At 73.9% G+C, this 17,667-nt stretch carries 16 protein-coding genes and 1 tRNA gene; 9 read left to right on the top strand and 8 right to left on the bottom strand.

Translation table 11 applies throughout. The annotated features are described in order from the left end of the window. The first annotated feature begins 1 nt into the window (after nt 1). The 3 genes from TK50_RS06620 (at nt 2) to TK50_RS06630 (ending at nt 1,534) form a co-directional block, all read left to right on the top strand. Nucleotides 2-82, top strand: a tRNA-Leu gene (locus tag TK50_RS06620). A gap of 165 nt (nt 83-247) precedes the next feature. Further along, a complete protein-coding gene (locus TK50_RS06625; protein ID WP_043961937.1) occupies nt 248-1,063 on the top strand; it encodes a Bax inhibitor-1/YccA family protein in 816 nt (271 codons plus the stop codon). Between the two features lie 150 nt (nt 1,064-1,213). Continuing rightward, nucleotides 1,214-1,534 carry a hypothetical protein gene (locus TK50_RS06630; RefSeq protein ID WP_043961938.1) on the top strand — a complete coding sequence of 107 codons (321 nt, stop codon included), beginning with the start codon at nt 1,214-1,216 and terminating at the stop codon, nt 1,532-1,534. Nucleotides 1,535-1,622: 88 nt separating this feature from the next. On the opposite strand, the gene TK50_RS06635 is transcribed toward TK50_RS06630, so the two are convergent. From TK50_RS06635 to TK50_RS06645, 3 genes are all read right to left on the bottom strand, one after another. Next, nucleotides 1,623-2,885 (bottom strand): acetyl-CoA C-acetyltransferase, encoded by a 1,263-nt coding sequence (locus TK50_RS06635; RefSeq protein ID WP_043961939.1) that lies wholly within the window; start codon nt 2,883-2,885, stop codon nt 1,623-1,625. Between the two features lie 92 nt (nt 2,886-2,977). After that, nucleotides 2,978-3,808 (bottom strand): SGNH/GDSL hydrolase family protein, encoded by an 831-nt coding sequence (locus TK50_RS06640; RefSeq protein WP_043961940.1) that lies wholly within the window; start codon nt 3,806-3,808, stop codon nt 2,978-2,980. After that, the gene (locus TK50_RS06645; protein WP_241773937.1) at nt 3,805-4,902 is read right to left on the bottom strand and encodes an SGNH/GDSL hydrolase family protein; all 1,098 of its coding nucleotides are present in this window, start codon (nt 4,900-4,902) and stop codon (nt 3,805-3,807) included. Before TK50_RS06645 ends, TK50_RS06640 begins: the two co-directional genes overlap by 4 nt. 129 nt (nt 4,903-5,031) lie before the next feature. On the opposite strand from TK50_RS06645, the gene TK50_RS06650 reads away from it, so the two are divergent. Both TK50_RS06650 and TK50_RS06655 read left to right on the top strand, forming a co-directional pair. Continuing rightward, nucleotides 5,032-5,388: a YkvA family protein gene (locus tag TK50_RS06650; RefSeq protein WP_043963969.1), complete on the top strand. Its 357-nt coding sequence runs from the start codon at nt 5,032-5,034 to the stop codon at nt 5,386-5,388. Nucleotides 5,389-5,463: 75 nt separating this feature from the next. After that, nucleotides 5,464-6,834 (top strand): cystathionine beta-synthase, encoded by a 1,371-nt coding sequence (locus tag TK50_RS06655; protein ID WP_043961942.1) that lies wholly within the window; start codon nt 5,464-5,466, stop codon nt 6,832-6,834. 264 nt (nt 6,835-7,098) lie between these two features. Here the strand turns inward: TK50_RS06655 and TK50_RS32025 are convergent, their stop codons facing one another. After that, the gene (locus TK50_RS32025) at nt 7,099-7,368 is read right to left on the bottom strand and encodes a hypothetical protein (RefSeq protein WP_144420172.1); all 270 of its coding nucleotides are present in this window, start codon (nt 7,366-7,368) and stop codon (nt 7,099-7,101) included. Further along, nucleotides 7,368-7,655, bottom strand: a complete 288-nt coding sequence (locus TK50_RS32030) for a hypothetical protein (protein ID WP_144420173.1) — start codon at nt 7,653-7,655, stop codon at nt 7,368-7,370. The genes TK50_RS32025 and TK50_RS32030 overlap by 1 nt, the downstream gene beginning before the upstream one ends. A 231-nt stretch (nt 7,656-7,886) precedes the next feature. Between TK50_RS32030 and TK50_RS06665 the strand changes: the two genes are divergently transcribed. Together TK50_RS06665 and TK50_RS06670 are read left to right on the top strand one after the other, a co-directional pair. Beyond that, a complete protein-coding gene (locus TK50_RS06665; protein WP_043961944.1) occupies nt 7,887-8,687 on the top strand; it encodes a helix-turn-helix domain-containing protein in 801 nt (266 codons plus the stop codon). Continuing rightward, nucleotides 8,684-8,878 (top strand): DUF397 domain-containing protein, encoded by a 195-nt coding sequence (locus tag TK50_RS06670; RefSeq protein WP_043963970.1) that lies wholly within the window; start codon nt 8,684-8,686, stop codon nt 8,876-8,878. The genes TK50_RS06665 and TK50_RS06670 overlap by 4 nt, the downstream gene beginning before the upstream one ends. A gap of 82 nt (nt 8,879-8,960) precedes the next feature. On the opposite strand, the gene TK50_RS32035 is transcribed toward TK50_RS06670, so the two are convergent. After that, on the bottom strand, nt 8,961-10,823 hold the full coding sequence (locus TK50_RS32035; protein WP_158499157.1) for a serine hydrolase domain-containing protein: 1,863 nt from the start codon (nt 10,821-10,823) through the stop codon (nt 8,961-8,963). 261 nt (nt 10,824-11,084) lie between these two features. On the opposite strand from TK50_RS32035, the gene TK50_RS06680 reads away from it, so the two are divergent. Next, nucleotides 11,085-12,242 carry a sensor histidine kinase gene (locus TK50_RS06680; protein WP_158499158.1) on the top strand — a complete coding sequence of 386 codons (1,158 nt, stop codon included), beginning with the start codon at nt 11,085-11,087 and terminating at the stop codon, nt 12,240-12,242. Continuing rightward, nucleotides 12,158-12,892 carry a response regulator transcription factor gene (locus TK50_RS06685; RefSeq protein WP_374199552.1) on the top strand — a complete coding sequence of 245 codons (735 nt, stop codon included), beginning with the start codon at nt 12,158-12,160 and terminating at the stop codon, nt 12,890-12,892. Before TK50_RS06680 ends, TK50_RS06685 begins: the two co-directional genes overlap by 85 nt. 251 nt (nt 12,893-13,143) lie before the next feature. Here TK50_RS06685 and TK50_RS06690 read toward each other — a convergent pair whose 3' ends face one another. Next, nucleotides 13,144-14,556 (bottom strand): hypothetical protein, encoded by a 1,413-nt coding sequence (locus TK50_RS06690; protein ID WP_043961946.1) that lies wholly within the window; start codon nt 14,554-14,556, stop codon nt 13,144-13,146. Between the two features lie 106 nt (nt 14,557-14,662). Next, entirely contained in the window at nt 14,663-17,644 is a 2,982-nt protein-coding gene (locus TK50_RS06695; protein ID WP_052503642.1) for an AfsR/SARP family transcriptional regulator, read from the bottom strand. Nucleotides 17,645-17,667 lie beyond the last annotated feature (23 nt).

The following is a 17,667-nucleotide window of genomic DNA, read 5'->3' on the forward strand; positions in this document are numbered from 1 at the left end:
AGCCCGGGTGGTGGAACGGCAGACACGGCCGCCTTAAAAGCGGCTGCCGCAAGGCGTGCGGGTTCGACCCCCGCCCCGGGCACGCGCAGCACGGTGATCCGCGCCGGTGCCGGCGAGGGCCTCACCGGCGGGTCTCTCAGCTTCTTCACAGCTCCTGCGCCGGTCGGTGATCTCCACGGCGTCGAGCGGGGCGTCTACCCTGGAAGGGCACGTTCACGTGCGACGACCCCCTGAGGGAGGCCTGACAGTGAAGACTTCGAACCCGGTGCTCGCCCGACTCGGCCAGGCGGCCGAGCGGGAACGGGCCACCGGGTACGCCCCGACCGGGCCCTACGGGCAGCCCGGCTATCCGCAGCAGTACCCGGGCGCGACGGGCTACCCGGCCGCGCCGCCCACCGTGACGCCGATGTCGATCGACGACGTGGTGGTCAAGACCGTCGTGTTGCTGGGCATCCTCGGCGCATCCGCCGCGGCGGCCTGGGTGCTCGTCCCGGACGCGCTGCTCGGCGTGGCCTGGATCGGCGCGGCGGTCGTGGGCCTGGTCCTCGGCCTGATCATCTCCTTCTCCCGGATGGCGAACCCGGCGCTGGTCATCGCGTACGCCGTCGTCGAGGGCGTCTTCGTCGGCATGGTGAGCAAGGCGTTCAACTCGCTCTACGACGGCATCGTGCTCCAGGCCGTGGTGGCCAGCTTCGGCGTGTTCTTCCTGATGGCCATGCTCTACAAGGCGCGGGTCATCCGGGCCACCCCGAAGTTCGTCCGGGGCATGGTCGCGGCGATGGTCGGCCTGTTCGCGGTCATGTTGATCAACCTGGTGCTGGCGCTGTTCGGCGTCAACACCGGCCTGCGCGACGGCAGCCCGCTGGCCATCGGCTTCAGCCTGGTCTGCATCGTGGTCGCCTCGCTGAGCTTCGTGCTCAGCTTCGCGGAGGTCGAGGAGGGCGTCCGGATGGGGCTGCCCCAGCGCTACTCCTGGACGGCGGCGTTCGGCATCCTGGTCAGCCTGGTCTGGCTCTACATCGAGATCCTGCGCCTGCTGAGCTACTTCCAGGGCGACGACTGACCCTCGTCGCTCGACGGCGCCCGCCCCGCGATCTCGCGGCGGCGGGCGCCGTCGTGTTCCGGCCCGGGCGTCCGCCGGCCGCCGCCGGCTGCGCCGGGCGCGCGGCGACCGCAGGGGGTACGTCGGCCCGGCGTCCGTAGACTCGGCGCGGTGAGCGCAGCGGAACTGGGCCGGGCGGTGGATCTGCTGGTCCGTCAGGTCGGGCACTGGCAGCAGCCGCGCTGGGCGGCCTCGGCCGGCGGCGGCAACGTGCCCCGGGCCGACCTGGTGCACCGGCTGGTGCAGGAGATCGCGAACCTCGCCGCCGACGCCGAGGGGCAGCCCCGCCGGGCGGTGCCCCGGCTCGACAACGACCTCGCCCTGCCCGACCAGCTCCGGGTGGTCGCCGCCGACCTGCTGGCGGCGGCCCCGCCGGACGCGGTGCTGCACCGGGCCGCCGCCGAGGTGACGGCGACCCGGTCCGTGCTCTGACCCGCGCGCTCCCGGTCACCCGCGCTCTAAGGCCCGCGTTCCCGGTCACCCGCGCGGGCAGCGCGAGCGCCGGGAGGCATGGCGCGGCTCAGCTCAGGCGTTCGAGGACCATGGCCATGCCCTGGCCGCCGCCGACGCACATCGTCTCCAGGCCGATGCTCTTGTCGTGCCACTCCAGCGCGTTGAGCAGCGTGCCGGTGATCCGGGCGCCGGTCATGCCGAACGGGTGGCCGACGGCGATCGCCCCGCCCATCACGTTCAGCTTCTCCTCGTCGATGCCGAGCTGCCGGTAGGAGGGGATGACCTGGGCGGCGAACGCCTCGTTGATCTCGACCAGGTCGACGTCGCCGATGGTCATCCCGGCGCGGCGCAGGGCCTGCTTCGACGCCTCCACCGGCCCGAGGCCCATGATCTCGGGGGAGAGGGCGGTGACGCCGGTGGAGACGATCCGCGCCAGCGGGGTGAGGCCGAGGTCCCGGGCCCGCTGGGCGCTCATGATCACCACGGCGGCGGCCCCGTCGTTGAGCGGGCAGCAGTTGCCGGCGGTGATCCGGCCGTCGGGGCGGAACACCGGCTTGAGCCCGGCGACGCCCTCCAGGGTCACCCCGGGACGGGGGCCGTCGTCGGTGTCGACCACGGTGCCGTCGGGCGTGGTGACCGGGGTGATCTCCCGGGCCCAGAAGCCGTCGGCGATCGCCTTCTCGGCCAGGTTCTGGCTGCGTACGCCGAACGCGTCCATGTCGGCGCGGCTCACGTCGTACGCCTGGGCGAGGTTCTCGGCGGTCTGCCCCATGGCCAGGTAGATGTCGGGCAGCTCCCCGGTGGAGCGGGGGTCGGCCCAGACCTCCGCGCCGCCCTCGGCCCGCCGCGCCGAGCGCTCCCGGGCGGCGGCGAAGCGCGGGTTCTCCCAGCCGCCGCCGACCAGCGCCTGCGCCTCCGGCGGGAGCGCGTCGGAGTTGCCGCGCGCGTACCGGGAGACGGTCTCCACCCCGGCGGAGACGAACACGTCGCCCTCGCCGGCCCGGATCGCGTGCATCGCCATCCGGGTGGTCTGCAGCGACGAGGCGCAGTAGCGGGTGAGCGTGGCACCGGGCAGGCCGTCGAGGCCCAGCAGGGTGGCGACCACACGGGCCATGTTGAAGCCCTGCTCGCCGCCGGGCAGGCCGCACCCGAGGTAGAGGTCGTCGATCTCGGTGGGGTCGAGCTGGGGGACCTTGTCCAGGGCGGCCCGGACGATGGTGGCGGCGAGGTCGTCGGGGCGGACGTCGCGCAGGGAACCCTTGTGCGCCCGACCGATGGGGGAGCGGGCGGTGGCGACGATGACGGCGTCGCGGGACGACTCAGTCGGCATGAACCAACGTTAACTTGGCGGTAACCTACCGGGAAGCGGAGCGACCAGCGGGAAATGTCACCCCTGACCGCCGCGCACCAGGGTCGGCCCGATCACTGGCGGGAGGCGACGTTCGCGGCGGCGGCGACGGCCGGGAGCAGGGCGTGCGCCCAGATCCGGTACCCGTCGGCGGACGGGTGGAAGCCGTCGTGGCAGAACGTGCCGGCGTCGGCCCGGAACACCGGGCCGGTCTCCGTGCCCAGGTCGACCACCGTGCCGCCCGCGTCGAGCGCGGCGGCCGTCTGCGCGCGGGCGATCCGCCGGCCGGACCAGCCGACCAGCTGCCGCAACGGCGGCGCGATCGCGCGGGCCGCGCCGAGATCCGGGCAGGTGCCGACGACCACCTCGACCTGCGCCTCGCGCAGCCGCCGCACGGCCGACCCGAGGTAGGCCCCGGCCTCGGCCGGGCTGCGCAGCGCGGTCGCGTCGTTGGCGCCGATCAGGACCACCGCCACGTCGGGGCGCGGGCCGAGCAGCGCCCGGGCCACCTGGGTGGCCAGGTCGGTGGAGCGGGAGCCGGACACCCCGACACTGGACAGGTGCACCCGCCGGCCGGTCGGCCCCTCGGCGAGCAGGTTGGCCAGTTGGCCGCCGACGGTGTCGCCGAGCCGGGCCACCCCGACCCCCAACGCGGACGAGTCGCCGAGCAGGACCAGCCGCAGCGGCGGCGCGCCGGCCCGGCCGATCGTGGCGCGCAGGGCCAGGCCCAGCTCGGGCTGCGCGTACGGGCGGTTGCGGGCCAGGAACGCCTCGCCGGCCAGGACGGCCGCGCCGCCGATCGTCCCGGCGACCAGGGACACCGCCGCCGCCCGGCCCAGCCGGACGGCGAGCTCCGCGCCGAGCCCCCGGTCACCACCACCGCGCCTGCCGCCCTGCTCGGTCATGGCCGTCCTTCCAGTGTGGGTGAGTCGGCGGTCGGGCCGGCCTGCGGCACCGCGCCGACGCCGAAGAAGGCCCGCCGACGCAGCTGCGCCCACCGCCCGCCCGGCCCGCGGTCGCGGCCCCGGACCTGGGTGGCGCTGACCTCCGTGCCGGCGTGCCGGGCCGCCTCCTGGGCCGCCTCCGGCAGCGACCGGACGCCCTCGCCGCGGGCGAGCCCGGGGCGGCGCTCCTGCACCCCGCCGAGCGCGGAGAGCACCGTCGGCAGCAGCGCGGCGGCGGCCACCGCATACCCCTCTGCGGAGGGATGGAACCGGTCCCAGGCGAACATCCGGGTCGGCTCGGCGACGAAGCGGGGGCCGAGCAGGTCGCCGAGGGAGACCGTCCAGCCGCCCGCCTCGACCACCGCCACCGTCTGGGCGGCGGCGAGCTGCCGGCTCCACCGCCGGGCCAGCCAGCGCAGCGGCGGCTGGATCGGCTGGATCGCCCCGAGGTCGGGGCAGGTGCCGACCACCACCTCGCAGCCGACCCCGCGCAGCGCGCGGACCGCGTCGACCAGGTAGCGCACCGCCAGGGCCGGCGGGGTGCGGTTGGTGACGTCGTTGCCGCCGATCAGGATCACCGCCACGTCGGGCGACACCTCCAGCGCGGCCTCCACCTGCGGCTTCAGGCCGGAGGAGATGGCGCCCACCACGGCGAACCGGTGCAGCCGGACCGGCCGGTGCAGCCGGCGGGACAGCCCGGTGGCCAGCAGCGAGCCGGGCGTCTCCCGGCGGCGGTGCACGCCGTAGCCGGCGGCGGAGGAGTCGCCGAGGACGACCATGGTCAGCGGCGGGCCGGGGAGCTTCGCGCCGTAGACGCCGTCGCAGCGGGGCGGGGGCGCCTCGGCCATCGGGATGGTGCGGCGGGCCTGCCGGGCCTGGCCGAGCAGGACGCCCGTCGTCGCCGCGGCGGCCGCGGCGGTGGCGCCCGTGCCGATCGCCGCGACGCGGGCCACCCGCCGCGCACGCTGCCAGCGTGGGCCGAGCTGCCAGCGCGGAGCGGACTGCTCGCGCGGACCGGCCGGTGCGACGGAACCAGCGACCCCAGCGACCCCCATGCACCGACATTATCGCGCCGGTACGACACGCCGCTGTCGTCGTACTGCCCGGTTTCTGGCTGGGAGGCGACTGTTGCGGGTACCCCTTGCGGGGACACGGCACGCTGTGGAGTCGGAAGGGGCGTGGAGATGGGGAAGACACTGAAGCGCGGCGCGGCGTTCGCGGCGCTGGCCCGGGCACTGACCGCCGGGGCACGGGGCGGCCCGTCGCTGGGGGCCCGGCTGGCGGCGCTGCCCCGGATGATCCGGGCCACCACCCGCGGCGAGTACGACGGCGGCCTCCGGCTGGCCCTGATGACCGCGGCGACGGCGTACATCGTCTCGCCGATCGATCTGCTCCCGGAGATCCCGCTGGCGGTCTTCGGCCTGGCCGACGACGCGGTGATGGTGACCTGGCTGGCCGGCGCGGTGCTCGCGGAGACCGAGCGGTTCCTGGAGTGGGAGGTCCGCCGGGCCTCCGTCATCCCGGGCCATGTGGTGCCCTGACGGGACGTACCCTGGGCGTCGAATCAACGTCTGCCCGGCCGCCGTCGCCGGCGCCGCAACGAAGGGCACAACGAGGTGCACTACTACGACAACGTCGTCGAGATGATCGGCAACACCCCGCTGGTGCGGCTGCGCAACGTGACCGAGGGCATCCGGGCCACCGTGTTGGCGAAGGTGGAATACCTCAACCCGGGCGGCTCGGTGAAGGACCGCATCGCGCTGCGCATGGTCGAGGACGCCGAGGCCGCCGGCATCCTCGGGCCCGGCGGCACGATCGTCGAGCCGACCAGCGGCAACACCGGCGTCGGCCTGGCCCTGGTGGCGCAGCTCAAGGGCTACCGGTGCGTGTTCGTCTGCCCCGACAAGGTCAGCCAGGACAAGCAGGACGTGCTGCGGGCGTACGGGGCGGAGGTGGTGGTCTGCCCGACCGCCGTCGCGCCGGAGGATCCGCGCTCCTACTACAACGTCTCCGACCGGCTGGCCCGCGAGATCCCGGGCGCGTGGAAGCCCGACCAGTACAGCAACCCGGCCAACCCGCGCTCGCACTACGAGACCACCGGCCCCGAGCTGTGGAAGCAGACCGACGGCCAGCTCACGCACTTCGTCGCCGGGGTGGGCACGGGCGGCACCATCTCTGGCATCGGCCGCTACCTGAAGGAAGCCTCCGACGGCCGGGTGAAGATCGTCGGGGCGGATCCGGAGGGCTCCGTCTACTCCGGCGGCACCGGCCGGCCCTACCTCGTGGAGGGCGTCGGCGAGGACTTCTGGCCCACCACGTACGACCGGGACATCGCCGACCGGATCGTGGAGGTCTCCGACAAGGCGTCGTTCGAGATGACCCGGCGGCTGGCCCGCGAGGAGGGGCTGCTGGTCGGCGGCTCCTGCGGGATGGCCGTGGTCGCCGCCCTGGAGGTGGCGCGCGACGCCGGCCCGGACGACGTGATCGTGGTGCTGCTGCCCGACAGCGGCAAGGGCTACCTGTCGAAGATCTTCAACGACGCGTGGATGGCCCGGTACGGCTTCCTCGACAACTCCGGCACCGAGCCGACCGTCGCCGACGCGCTCGCCGGCAAGCCCGGCGGGCTGCCCGAGCTGGTGCACGTGCACCCGACCGAGACGGTCCGCGACGCCATCGACTACATGCGCGAGTACGGCGTCTCCCAGCTCCCGGTGCTCAAGGCCGAGCCGCCCGTGGTCACCGGCGAGGTCGCCGGCTCGGTCGCCGAGAAGGACCTGCTGGACGCCCTGTTCACCGGCCAGGCGCACCTGCACGACACCATCGAGCGGCACACCGCCGACCCGCTGCCGATGATCGGCGGCGGCCAGCCGGTGAGCGAGGCGGTGGCCCTGCTGGAGAAGTCCGACGCGGCGCTGGTGCTGGTCGACGGCAAGCCCAAGGGGGTGCTCACCCGGCAGGACCTGCTGGCCCACCTCGGCGCCCGCTGAAGCTGTAAGGAAGGGCACCTTATTAACGCTTTCGGTAGAGGAAGGGCCCCTTCTTAACGCCGGCCTTGGCAGCGGCAGCCGCCGGTCACGCGCGACGCCTCGGCTGAGCCGAAGTCCGCGTGACCGGTGGGCTGGGCGGGGCCGGTGCCCTCGCGGCGTGGTTCAGCCACCGCAGTCTGGACGCTGGCGGCGCGGGTGACGTGCAGAAGGTCGCCCGGCATCGGCCTCAGGCCGTCTGGCATCGGCCTTCTGGGCGGCGCGGCCTCAGACATCACCGCTGCGCTGTTCGCCCTGCGCGGGCAGGACCATGTCGAGCCACCCCAGGTGCCGCAGCTCCATGCCCGGGTCGGGTGGCAGGCCGCGCCGCTGGCGCTCCTCGACCCCCAGGCGGTACCAATCCCCCATGTACGCCACGAGCAGTTCGCCCCGGCCGGCGAACTCCACGAGGGTCGACAGTTGCCGCTCGAAGCACGGCCACGGCTCGCCGCAGACGAAGCACGGGCCGCCCGCGTACCTCGGCGGGTGTGCGGCCATCACCGCTCCCGCGCCTCGGGCCCCGGGCGGGCCGTCGGGGCGTCGATGATGGCCTGTACCCGGACCATCACGACGCGCTCGCGCCACGGCGTTCCGTCGGGGCGCAACTCCAGTCCTTCGAGCCGCACCCACCGCGACGCCAGGAAGTTCGCGTACCGAGGAACGTAGGTGACCTGCAACGACAGCACCGTCTGCCCGATGCAGTAGTCGCACGGTTGGAGGGTGAGCACGTCGCCGGCGGTGACCAGCGGGTTCACTCTCGACGCCTGTCCCCGTTCAGGGCTCATTCCCTCTCCTCCTCGTGGTGTAGGCGGGGGTCGCCAGCTCGCGGAAGGACCGGGCGACCCCCGGCGCAGAACTGGCCTCCGCCTCCGGGCCGAAAGCGAATCCGCGTGGTGACAGTCTGGTGATGGTGTCGTTACTCTCGATACGTGCTCGCCCGGTCCGCGCAGGTCAGCGGCCTGACCGGGCGGGCGTGCGGGACACGCCGACGAGGACGAGCCGAAACTGGGGGATGGGTGGGCACTGCCACGAACTACGTGCTCGGGGAGCTGCGACTGTTCCGAGCGTCGCTCGGGACCAGCCAGGAAGAGTTCGGCCGGGCCATCGGTTACTCCGGCTCGCATGTCAGCTCCGTCGAGACGGGGGGACGCCCGCCGACGAAGGAGTACATGAAGGCGGTCGACGACCACTACCAGCTCGGTGACCGCTTCGGCCGGATGCTCCGCGAACTGGCCAAACTGGACGCCGAGCCGGTCTGGCTGCGCGAATGGATCGAGTTCGAGCGCGAGGCGACCACGCTGCGGTGGTTCGAGCTGTCGTACCTCCCGGGCCTGCTCCAAACCGAGCGGTACGCGCGGGCGACGCTCGCGGGCGGGCGGTTCACCGCCGACGAGGTGGAGCGGATCGTCGCGTCCAGGCTCAACCGGCAGGAGATTCTGGAGCGCGAGCGCCCGCCGCAGTTCATCGCCGTGGTGGACGAGAGCGTGCTGCGCCGACCCGTGCTCGATCAGCCGGGGCTCATGGCGGAACAGCTCGACCACCTTGCCGAACAGTCGACGCGGGAACACGTCCAGGTGCACGTCGTGCCCGTCGATGCCGGCATGTACCTGGGGCTGGCCGGCCAGTTCATCATCGCCGAGCTGCCCGACGGCGCGCGGGTGGCGCACGCGGACAACCAGCTCAACGCGCAGATCGTCGATGCGCCCGCCGACGTTGCTAGGCTCGCGAAGACGTGGGAGATCGTGCGGAACGAGGCGCTTTCCCGCCGGCAGTCCATCGAACTGATCAAGGAGGTGGCCAAGTCATGGAGTCGATGACGACCCCGCGGTGGCGGAAGTCGACCAGGTCCGGCGGCAACGGCGGGTCCTGCGTCGAGGTCGCGGACAACATGCCGGGCGTCGTGCTGGTGCGCGACACCAAGGACCGCGACGGCGGCACCCTCCGCTTCACCCCCGGCACCTGGCAGTCCTTCGTCGACCTGGCGAAGAAGAGCAGCCCGCTGGGCTGATTCCCCCGAACGCCGCCGAAGGTCCCCAGCGTGAAGCTGGGGACCTTCTCCGTTCGGGGAGGACGGCCGCCGCGGCGACCCCTCAGCCGAACTGCCAGCCGATCAGGTTCCACTGCCAGCAGAACCAGGCCAGGGCCCCGACCCCGGCCAGCAGCACCCCCTGGTGGACGCGTGCCGCGACGGATGCCTCACGCCAGCCGGTGATCGCGGTGCCGGCGGCACCGAGCCCCAGCGCGAACACCACGATCGGTACGACGAGCAGGGCGCGCAGGCCCGCCGGCGCGCCGGGCAGAAACGTGCTGGTACTGCCGGACAGGGCGGTTGCCAGCCCGGCCAGGAACCCGAGCCCCAGCACCATCGCCAGGGCCGCCAACCCGCGCGACAGCCGCCACGAACGTGCGCCGTCGGCACGGCCACGTACCCGGCGTACCACCGAGGCACCTGGCACCACCAGCGCACTGAGCGCCACGACCACGAATCCGGCCAGCACCGCGAGGTTGACCGGCAACGTCTGCGCGCCACTGATCTGCTCGAACGCGGCCCCGTCGGTCATCACGTACCGGCCCCCGTCCACGACCACCAGACGGTCGTCGCCGGCCCGGTAGGAACCGTCACCCTGGGGCGTCCACGTCTTTTCTCTGAACCGGAGCGCTCCGGCGTCGGTCACCGTCAAACGCGCCGGATCGAGCAATGTGAGCAGTTTCTCGACGCCGGTGACGTTACGCCGGGCCGGGGCGTAGAAGCCCGCCTGCGGCACCACGGCGCGCTGCGACCCGGACACCGCCGGCGGCGATCCGGGCGCGAACCGGTCGAGGAACCCGTGAACGACCTCGTTCAGCGCGCCGGCCCCCTCCAGCGAGTTGACCGACAGGAAGAGCCCCAGCCGGCAGTCCGGCACCAGCACTAGCACGCTTTCAAACCCCTCCCAGTCGCCGCCGTGCATGAGCACCCGATGCCCGTTGAGCACCCGGTCCATGAAGCCGTGCGCGTACCCACCGACCCGGGGATCCGCGGGAAACGACCGGGTCCGCATGAGCGCGGCCGTCTGCGGCTTCAGGATGCCTTCGCCCCGGCCGAGCTGCGCGATCATGAACTTCGCCAGGTCCGATGCCGTCGCGCTGACCGAGCCGTCCGGCGTGAGCTGGTCGAACATGAACGGCACCGGCGCGCCACCCTCGCCGTAGCTCTTCGCGAGGTCGGGGGCCAGCGCCGCGGGCAACGGCTCGGACGCGGTGCTGTGCGTCATGCCCAGCGGCGTCAGCAGATGCCGCTGCACGTAGGCGTCCCACGGCTCACCGCTGACCTGCGTCACGAGATAACCGGCCAGTGCCGCCCCGTAGTTCGAATACGCCGGCACCACTGCGGGCGGCCGGATCCGCGCCGGGACGTTCTTCGCCAGGTACTCGCCCAGCGGCACGACGCCGTCGGCGGTGCGGGCGCCGGTGCCGATGAGGCGATCCTCGAAACCCGCGGTGTGGTCGATCAGGTCACGCAGCCGGATCGGCTGCGGGTAGGTCTGCGGGATCTGGAACGTGGTGAGGTACGAGTTCACGTCCGCGTCCAGGTCCAGTCGACCGGCTTCGACCTGCTGCATCACCGCCGTCGCCGTAAACAACTTCGTGATCGACGCGATACGTACGAGGGTCCGCTCCGGATCCATCCCGGTGCCGGCAGCCACGTCGGCGTGACCGAAGCCGTGGGCGTATGCGACGTCTGTACCGGAGACCACCGACACGACCGCTCCCGGCGTCCCCGTCCTACGCAACTGTTCCGGCATCACGGACTCGAAGTACGCGGAGGCCGCGCTCGTGGTCGGTGCGGCACAACGGGGCGGGGCTGCGTACGCGGGGGCGGCCCACACCACGCCCGCCACGCCCGCAACCAATGCCCCCAACACGCCCGCCACCAACCCCAGCCCCACCACGCCCGCCGCCAGCGCCTGCACCGTGCCGGCACCGCCCTGCGGTCTTCGCCGGGCCGGCTGTTGCCGCCGGGGGAGTGTTCCGCCAGGCGCGGACGGTGGGGTCGAGTCGCTTCGAAGACGCACAGGTCCTCCTTCTCCGGGGGCAGGGCGCAGCCAGTGTCGCGGTCGGCCCGAGCCGGGCGCATCGCCGCGCGGTCGAGGCCGGACCGCGATCAAAGTCGGAGTACGGCCTAGACCTGAGGGGCAGGTGACGCGGGGCGCGGCATGCCTATGCTGCGACCCATGCGGCTGACGTCCTGGCGAACGACACGATCTTGGTTCGGCCGCCAGCGGGTGGGTGACGCGCTGATCGTGGCCGCCTGCCTGGTCCTCACCACGCTGGCGGTCACGACGCCGTGGTCGCCGCTTCCCTTGCCGGTCGTCGGGGCCGCGGGCACGCTGGCCGCACTCGCCACGTGGTGGCGCCGGAGCCACCCGTACGCCGTCGTGGTGATCGCAGCGCTGGGTTACGCGCTGTCGGGCAACGAGGGGCCGCTGCTGGTCGGACTGTTCGCCGCCGGGCTCTACGCATCCCGCCGCCACGTCTGGTGGCTGGTGGTGGTCGGCTGGGCCGGGGCGAGCGGCCTGAACTCGGTGAAGGCCGGGCGTCTGGACTGGTGGGACGCCGAGTTCGCCGCCGTCGTGGCCGCCGCGACCGTCGGGCTCGGCGTCCACCTGGGCACCCGCCGGGCACTGCGGGAAGCGTGGCGCGAGCGGGCCGAGCGGGCCGACGCCGACTTGGCGGTACGCGAGGAACGTGCCCGTATCGTGGAGCGCAACCGCATCGCCAGGGAGATGCACGACGTGCTGGCGCACAAGGTTTCGCTGATCGCCCTGCACGCCGGGGCGCTGGAACTGACCGTGGACGGTGGCGTCGAACGCGTCCGGGAAGGCGCCGGGCTGATCCGGGTGACCGCCCGCGAGGCGCTCGTCGAGCTGCGTAGCGTGCTCGGTGTTCTGCGGGCCGACGCGCAGCCGTACGCGGACCTGAACTCCGTGGTCGCCGACGCCCGGTCGGCCGGGCAGCGCGTGGTGGTGCGCGACAGTGCGGGGCCGTTGCCGGCGCCGGCGGCGCGGGTGGTGCAGCGGGTCGTGCAGGAGGGGTTGACGAACGCGCGGAAGCACGCGTCCGGTGCGGAGGTGACCGTGACCGTCGTACGGTCGGTCGACGCGGTGACGGTGACCGTGGCCAACCCGGTGAGCGAGGCGGCGCTGGACCTGCCGGGTTCCGGGGCGGGGTTGGTGGGGCTGGCGGAACGCGTGCGCCTGGCCGGTGGAACGCTGACGGCCGGCCCGGCCGGGACCGGGTGGCGGCTGTGGGCGCAGCTGCCGGTCGTGATGTCCGCCAGGGATTTCGTGGTGCTTCCGGCGGGAGAGCCGCGGGACGTGGAAGCCCGATGATCTCGGTCCTGCTCGTTGACGACGAGGCGCTGGTGCGTGCGGGTCTGCGGCTGATTCTGGAGACCGCGGACGATCTAACCGTCGTCGGCGACGCGCAAGACGGACGCGCCGCGCTGGACGCGGTGACCCGGCACCGTCCGGATGTCGTCCTGATGGACGTCCGCATGCCCGGGATGGACGGTGTCGCCGCGACGGCGGCGCTCCAGACCCGGACGAACCCACCGCCGGTGATCATGCTGACCACGTTCGACACCGACGACGACGTGTTCCGGGCCCTGGAGGCCGGTGCCAGCGGTTTCCTGCTGAAGGACACACCGCCGACCGAACTGCTGCGCGCGGTACGCCTGGCCGCGACGGGAGACGGGATGTTGTCACCCAGCGTCACCCGGCAAGTCATCGCACGGATCACCGCGGACGACCGCACCCGCCGCCGGCGCGAGGCCCTGGCCCGGCTGGGCGGCCTCACCGGACGAGAACGCGAGGTCCTGGTCGAGATCGGGCGGGGCGCGACCAACGCGCAGATCGCGGGGTGCCTGCGGATGAGCGAGGCGACCGTGAAGAGCCACGTCACGCACCTCTTCGAGAAGCTCGCGGCCGGCAACCGGGTCCAACTGGCGATCACCGCGTTCCGCGCGGGGCTGGTCGACTGAAGGCCCTTGCCGACACGGTGAAGAACAGCTCCGTGAAGTAGCCCGGCCGCGGCCAGCCCGCCACCGGCGGCCTCCGACCGGGTGCAGGACGGCCACGACGTCACCCACGCCAACTTCAGCCCGAACGGGTACCGGATCACCGCCTTGACCGTCGGCCGGCTGGATCGGCGCACCGGGGGTGAGGGTGAGAGGGGAACCCTTCTCTACCGTATGCGTTAACAGGGGGCCCTTCCTTACCAATCAGGCGGCGGTCACGCCGCCCCCCAGGACCGCAGCGTGTTCATCCACCCCTGGATCTGGCCGACCGACCCGGTCATCACCCAGCTGTTGAAGCGCTTCTCGCCGGCCCCGACGTTCCCGTGCCGCAGCACGGTGAACTTCGACGAGGCGATGTCGAACTCGCCGGTGCCCGTGCCGCACCCGCCGCCGATGAACTTGTACATCCGCATCTCCGACACCGAGCCGCCCTGGCTGGTGTTCGCGCCGTACACCGCCATCGCCTTGGTCAGGTCGGCGTTGGCGATGATCACCCCGCCCCGGTTCGGCGGGGTCCAGGAGAAGTAGCTCGCGTCGGAGCACTGGCCGAAGTTGGTGCGCTCGGTCAGCGTCTGGCTGACCGCGTCGTAGGTGAAGTAGCGGTTGAACTCGGCCCGCAGGTACGCCGTCGGGACCTCGATGCCCGGGTAGGTCAGGGCGGGCGAGTTCAGCACGGTCTGGTACCGGGCGACCGGGCCGAGCCCACCCCAGTCCAGGGTGATGTCCTTGCCGAGCTGGAAGTCCCGGTAGATCGCCGGGTTCTGCTCGCCGCCGCCGAAGTTCTGCGGGACGAAGTCGATCGGCACGGACCGGGTGGACTGGGTCTTCGCCGCGGTGTCCGTGTTCAGCGCCAGCAGCGGAGACCCGTGCCGGCGGTACGCCGGCCAGGCCGGGTTCGACCAGGTGTCGCCGGCCTCTGTCGGGTTGGCCGTCACCCCGTCACGGGAGAAGAACAGCGACGACTGCAGCTGCCGGCCGTAGTCGAGGTTGTTGATGTACTGGGTGCCGTTGTGCGTCCAGTTCCACAGCGCCCCGCCGGTGACCCGGTTGGACGAGATGGTCACCCCGCCCGCGCTCAGCGACGCCAGCGACGTCGCGGTGTTGAGGTACCGGGGCCAGGCGTACCCGTAGCTGGCCGACTCGTCCCCGTAGCAGGACTTCGGCCCCTCGTTCTGCGAGCGGGTGCCGTGGTCGCCGGTGCACCCGTTGAAGGTGCGCAGGTACGGCTGCGTGCCGGCGGCCTGCGAGGTGTACGGGTACCCGAGGGCGTACTCGGTGCCGAAGCCGGCCTCGCCGGCGGTGCGGGAGTCCATGTGGTCGGAGCCGCCGTTCCAGTTCGGATTGTGCAGCCGGTAGAGCGCCGACCGCCCGGAGCCCGCGTGCTTCGGCACGTAGTGGGTCTGCCCGTCGACGGGGAACTGGTCCCGCTCGGCGGGGTTGTTGGTGGTCATCAGGTCGGGTCGGGAACCGACGGCGACCCGCCACAGCACGTTGGCGATCACCAGGTCGCCCCCCTCTGCGGCCCGCGCGGGGGCCGCCGGGCCCAACGCCGCCAGCAGCGTGCCGGCCAGCGCCGGCACGAGCGCCAGGGCGACCCGGCGGCGACGCCGGAATCCGAAGCTGTTCATCCTGCCTCCGCAACTCGGCCCCGGCACGTGCGCCGGGCGCCTTCCGGGCGAGGATGTCGGCCCCCGGTATAGCGCCGGTATATCGGGGTGGCGGCCGACCGCGCCGTCAGCCGGGCGGCGGCCCGGCCCCGTCCCCGCCGGCCCGGGCGAGCAGCTCCCGGGCGCGGGCCGACCACAGCCGGGCACCCATCCGGCCGAAGATCGCCAGCGCCCGGTCGAGGTGCTCCCGGGCCGTCGCGGGCTCGCCCCGGGCCAGGAACAGGGCGCCGAGGCTGGTCCGGGCGTACGCCTCCCAGCGCAGGTCGGCGTGCGCGACGAAGACCGCCAGGGCGGCTGCCAGCTCCGCCTGCGCCTCGTCCAGCCGGCCGGACCCGGTGAGCGCGTCGCCCAGCCCGCGCCGGGCGTACGCCTCGCCGAGCGGGTCGGCGACCTCGGCGAAGGTCTCCCGGCAGCGGTGGTACGTCTCCCGCGCCTCGTCGTGCCTGCCCTGGTCCACCTGGGTCATGCCGAGCCCGAGCAGGGCCGCCGCCATGCCCAGCCGGTCGCCGAGCCGCTCGAAGTCGGCGTGGCAGTGCAGGAAGCACTCCTCGGCCTCGTCGAGGTGCCCGAGGTCCAGGTGGATGCCGCCCAGCGTGCGTCGCGCGTACGTCTCGCCGGACCGGTCGCCGAGGGCCCGGAACGCGCCGACGCTGCGGCGGGCGACGTCCAGCGCCTCGTCGAGCCGGCCGAGCCCCCGGTACGCCACCGACAGCCCGCGCAGCGCGTGCGAGCTGCCCTGGTGCTCCCCGGCCGCCTCGAACAGCGGGAGCGCCTCGACGTACCGGCCGACGGCCCCCTCGGCGTCGCCGTGCCCCCACCGGGCGTCGCCGAGGCCGCGCAGCGCGTACGCCCTGCGCACGGGGCTGCCGATCGTCTCGGCCAGCTCCAGCGACCGCCGGAAGTACGTCTCGGCCCGGTCGAACCGGCCCCGGTCCCGGTACAGGTCGCCGAGCCGCTCGGCCAGGTCGGCGGCCACGTCGGCGTTGCCGGCCCGGTAGGCGGCGTCCTGGGCCAGCTCGTGGGTGACCTGCCAGGCGCTCCACTGCGACCGTTCGGCCAGGAACATGGTCAACGCCCGCGCCAGCCGCCAGGTCACCTCCCACCGCCCGGTCCGGTGCGCCTGGCCCAGGGCCGCCACGACGTCGGTCTGTTCCCGGGCGAACCAGCGGCGCGCCTCCGCCCCGAACCGGCCCGCCCCGGCGGCACCGGTCAGCGCGGCGGCGGACCGCTCGGCGGCGGCCACCCAGGCGGCGAAGACGCGGTCCAGGGCCGCCGCCCGGTCGCCCGCCTGCTCGGCGACGGCCGCCTGCTCGGCCGCGTACACCCGCAGCAGGTCGTGGGTGTGGTAGCGGTCCTGGTCGGCGCCGGTCAGTTGCAGCAGTTGGGCGTCCACGAGCTGGTCCAGCGTGTCCTCGGCGTCGGCCGGGTCGGCGTCGAGCAGCGCGGCGGCCAGCCAGCCGGAGACGGTGGGCTGGTCGAGCAGGGCGAGCAGGTGGAACGCCCGGCGGGCGGCCGGGTCGAGGCCGTCGTAGCTGAGCTGGAAGCTGGCCCGGACGTCGAGGTCGCCGACGCGCAGCTCGTCGAGCCGGCGCCGGCCGTCGGCGAGCCGGTCGGCGAACCGGTTCAGGCTCCAGTGGCCCCGGGTCGCCAGCCGGGCGGAGGCGACCCGGACGGCCAGCGGCAGCCGGCCGCACAGCTCGACGATCGCGCCGGCCGCCGCGGGCTCGGCCGCGACCCGGGCGGGTCCGGCCGCCGCGGCGAGCAGCTCGACGGCCTGCTCCCGGTCGAGCACGTCGAGGTGCAGGGTCCGCGCCCCGGCCAGCCCGGCCAGCGGCATCCGGCTGGTGACGACGGCGGCGCAGCCCGGGCCGCCGGGCAGCAGCGGTCGCACCTGCTGTTCGTCGGCCGCGTCGTCGAGCACCACGAGGACCCGGCGGTCGGCCAGCCGGCTGCGGTAGCAGCGGATCCGCTCGTCGAGCTCGACCGGGAGCTGCTGGTCGGTCATGCCGAGCGCCCGCAGGAAGCGGGCCAGCACGTCCGCCGGATCGACCCGGTGCGCGCCCTGGCCGTGCAGGCCCACGTGCAGCTGGCCGTCGGGGAAGTGCGGCCGGAGCCGGTGCGCGACGTGCACGGCGAGGCAGCTCTTGCCGACCCCGGCGGTGCCGGAGAGCGCCCAGATCCGCATCGCGGCGGCCGGCGGCCGGCCGAGGAAGGCGACGGCGTCGGCGACCTGCTCGTGCCGCCCGGTGAAGTCGGGAACGTCGGCGGGCAGCTCCGCCGGCACGGGCCGGCTGACCCGTGCCGGGGTGGCCGCGGCCGGGCGGCGCAGCCCGGGGGCCAGCGCCCGCAGGGCCGGGCCGGGGGGCACGCCGAGGTCGTCGGCGAGGACCCGCTCGGCGTCCCGGTACGCGGCGACCGCCTCCGCATGCCGGCCGGCCGCCTGGAGCGCGCGCACCTGCTGCTCCCGGAAGCGTTCGTGCAGCGGATGGTCGGCCACCAGGCGGGCGAGCCGGGGAAGCAGGTCCTCGTGCCCGCCCAGGCGCAACACCGTCTCCACCGACTCGCCGATCGCCCGCAGCCGGCCCTGGTCCAGCGCGGCGGCCTCACCGCACAGCAGGCCCCGGCCGACGAGGTCGGCCAGCGCCGGGCCGCGCCACCAGAGCAGGGCATCGTGGTACGCGTCGCGCGCGGCGGCCAGGTCGCCGCCCGCGGCCAGCCGCCGGGCCACGGTGACCCGGGCGTCGAACTCGTCGGCGTCGAGGCGGTAGGCGCCCGCGTCGAGCCGGTACGCGCCGTTGCCGAAGCTGAGCCCGCCGGGGAGCAGCTTGCGGAGCTGGTGCACGTAGAGCTGCAGGTTCTTCAGCGCGGAGCGGGGTGGGGCGGCGGGCCACAGGGCGTCCACCAGGTCGGCGACGGCGGTCGGCCGACCCGGCCGGAGCGCTAGGACGGCGAGCACCGCGCGCTGCTTGGGCGGCCCCAGCGGGACCGGCTCGCCGGCCAGCTCCGCCTCGACCGGGCCGAGAATGCGAACGAGTATCCGAACCCCCACGACAGCCGGCGGAGCGAGCCCAA

The sequence above is a fragment of the Micromonospora haikouensis genome (genome assembly GCF_000876225.1).
In the GTDB taxonomy this organism is placed as follows: Bacteria; Actinomycetota; Actinomycetes; order Mycobacteriales; family Micromonosporaceae; genus Micromonospora; species Micromonospora haikouensis.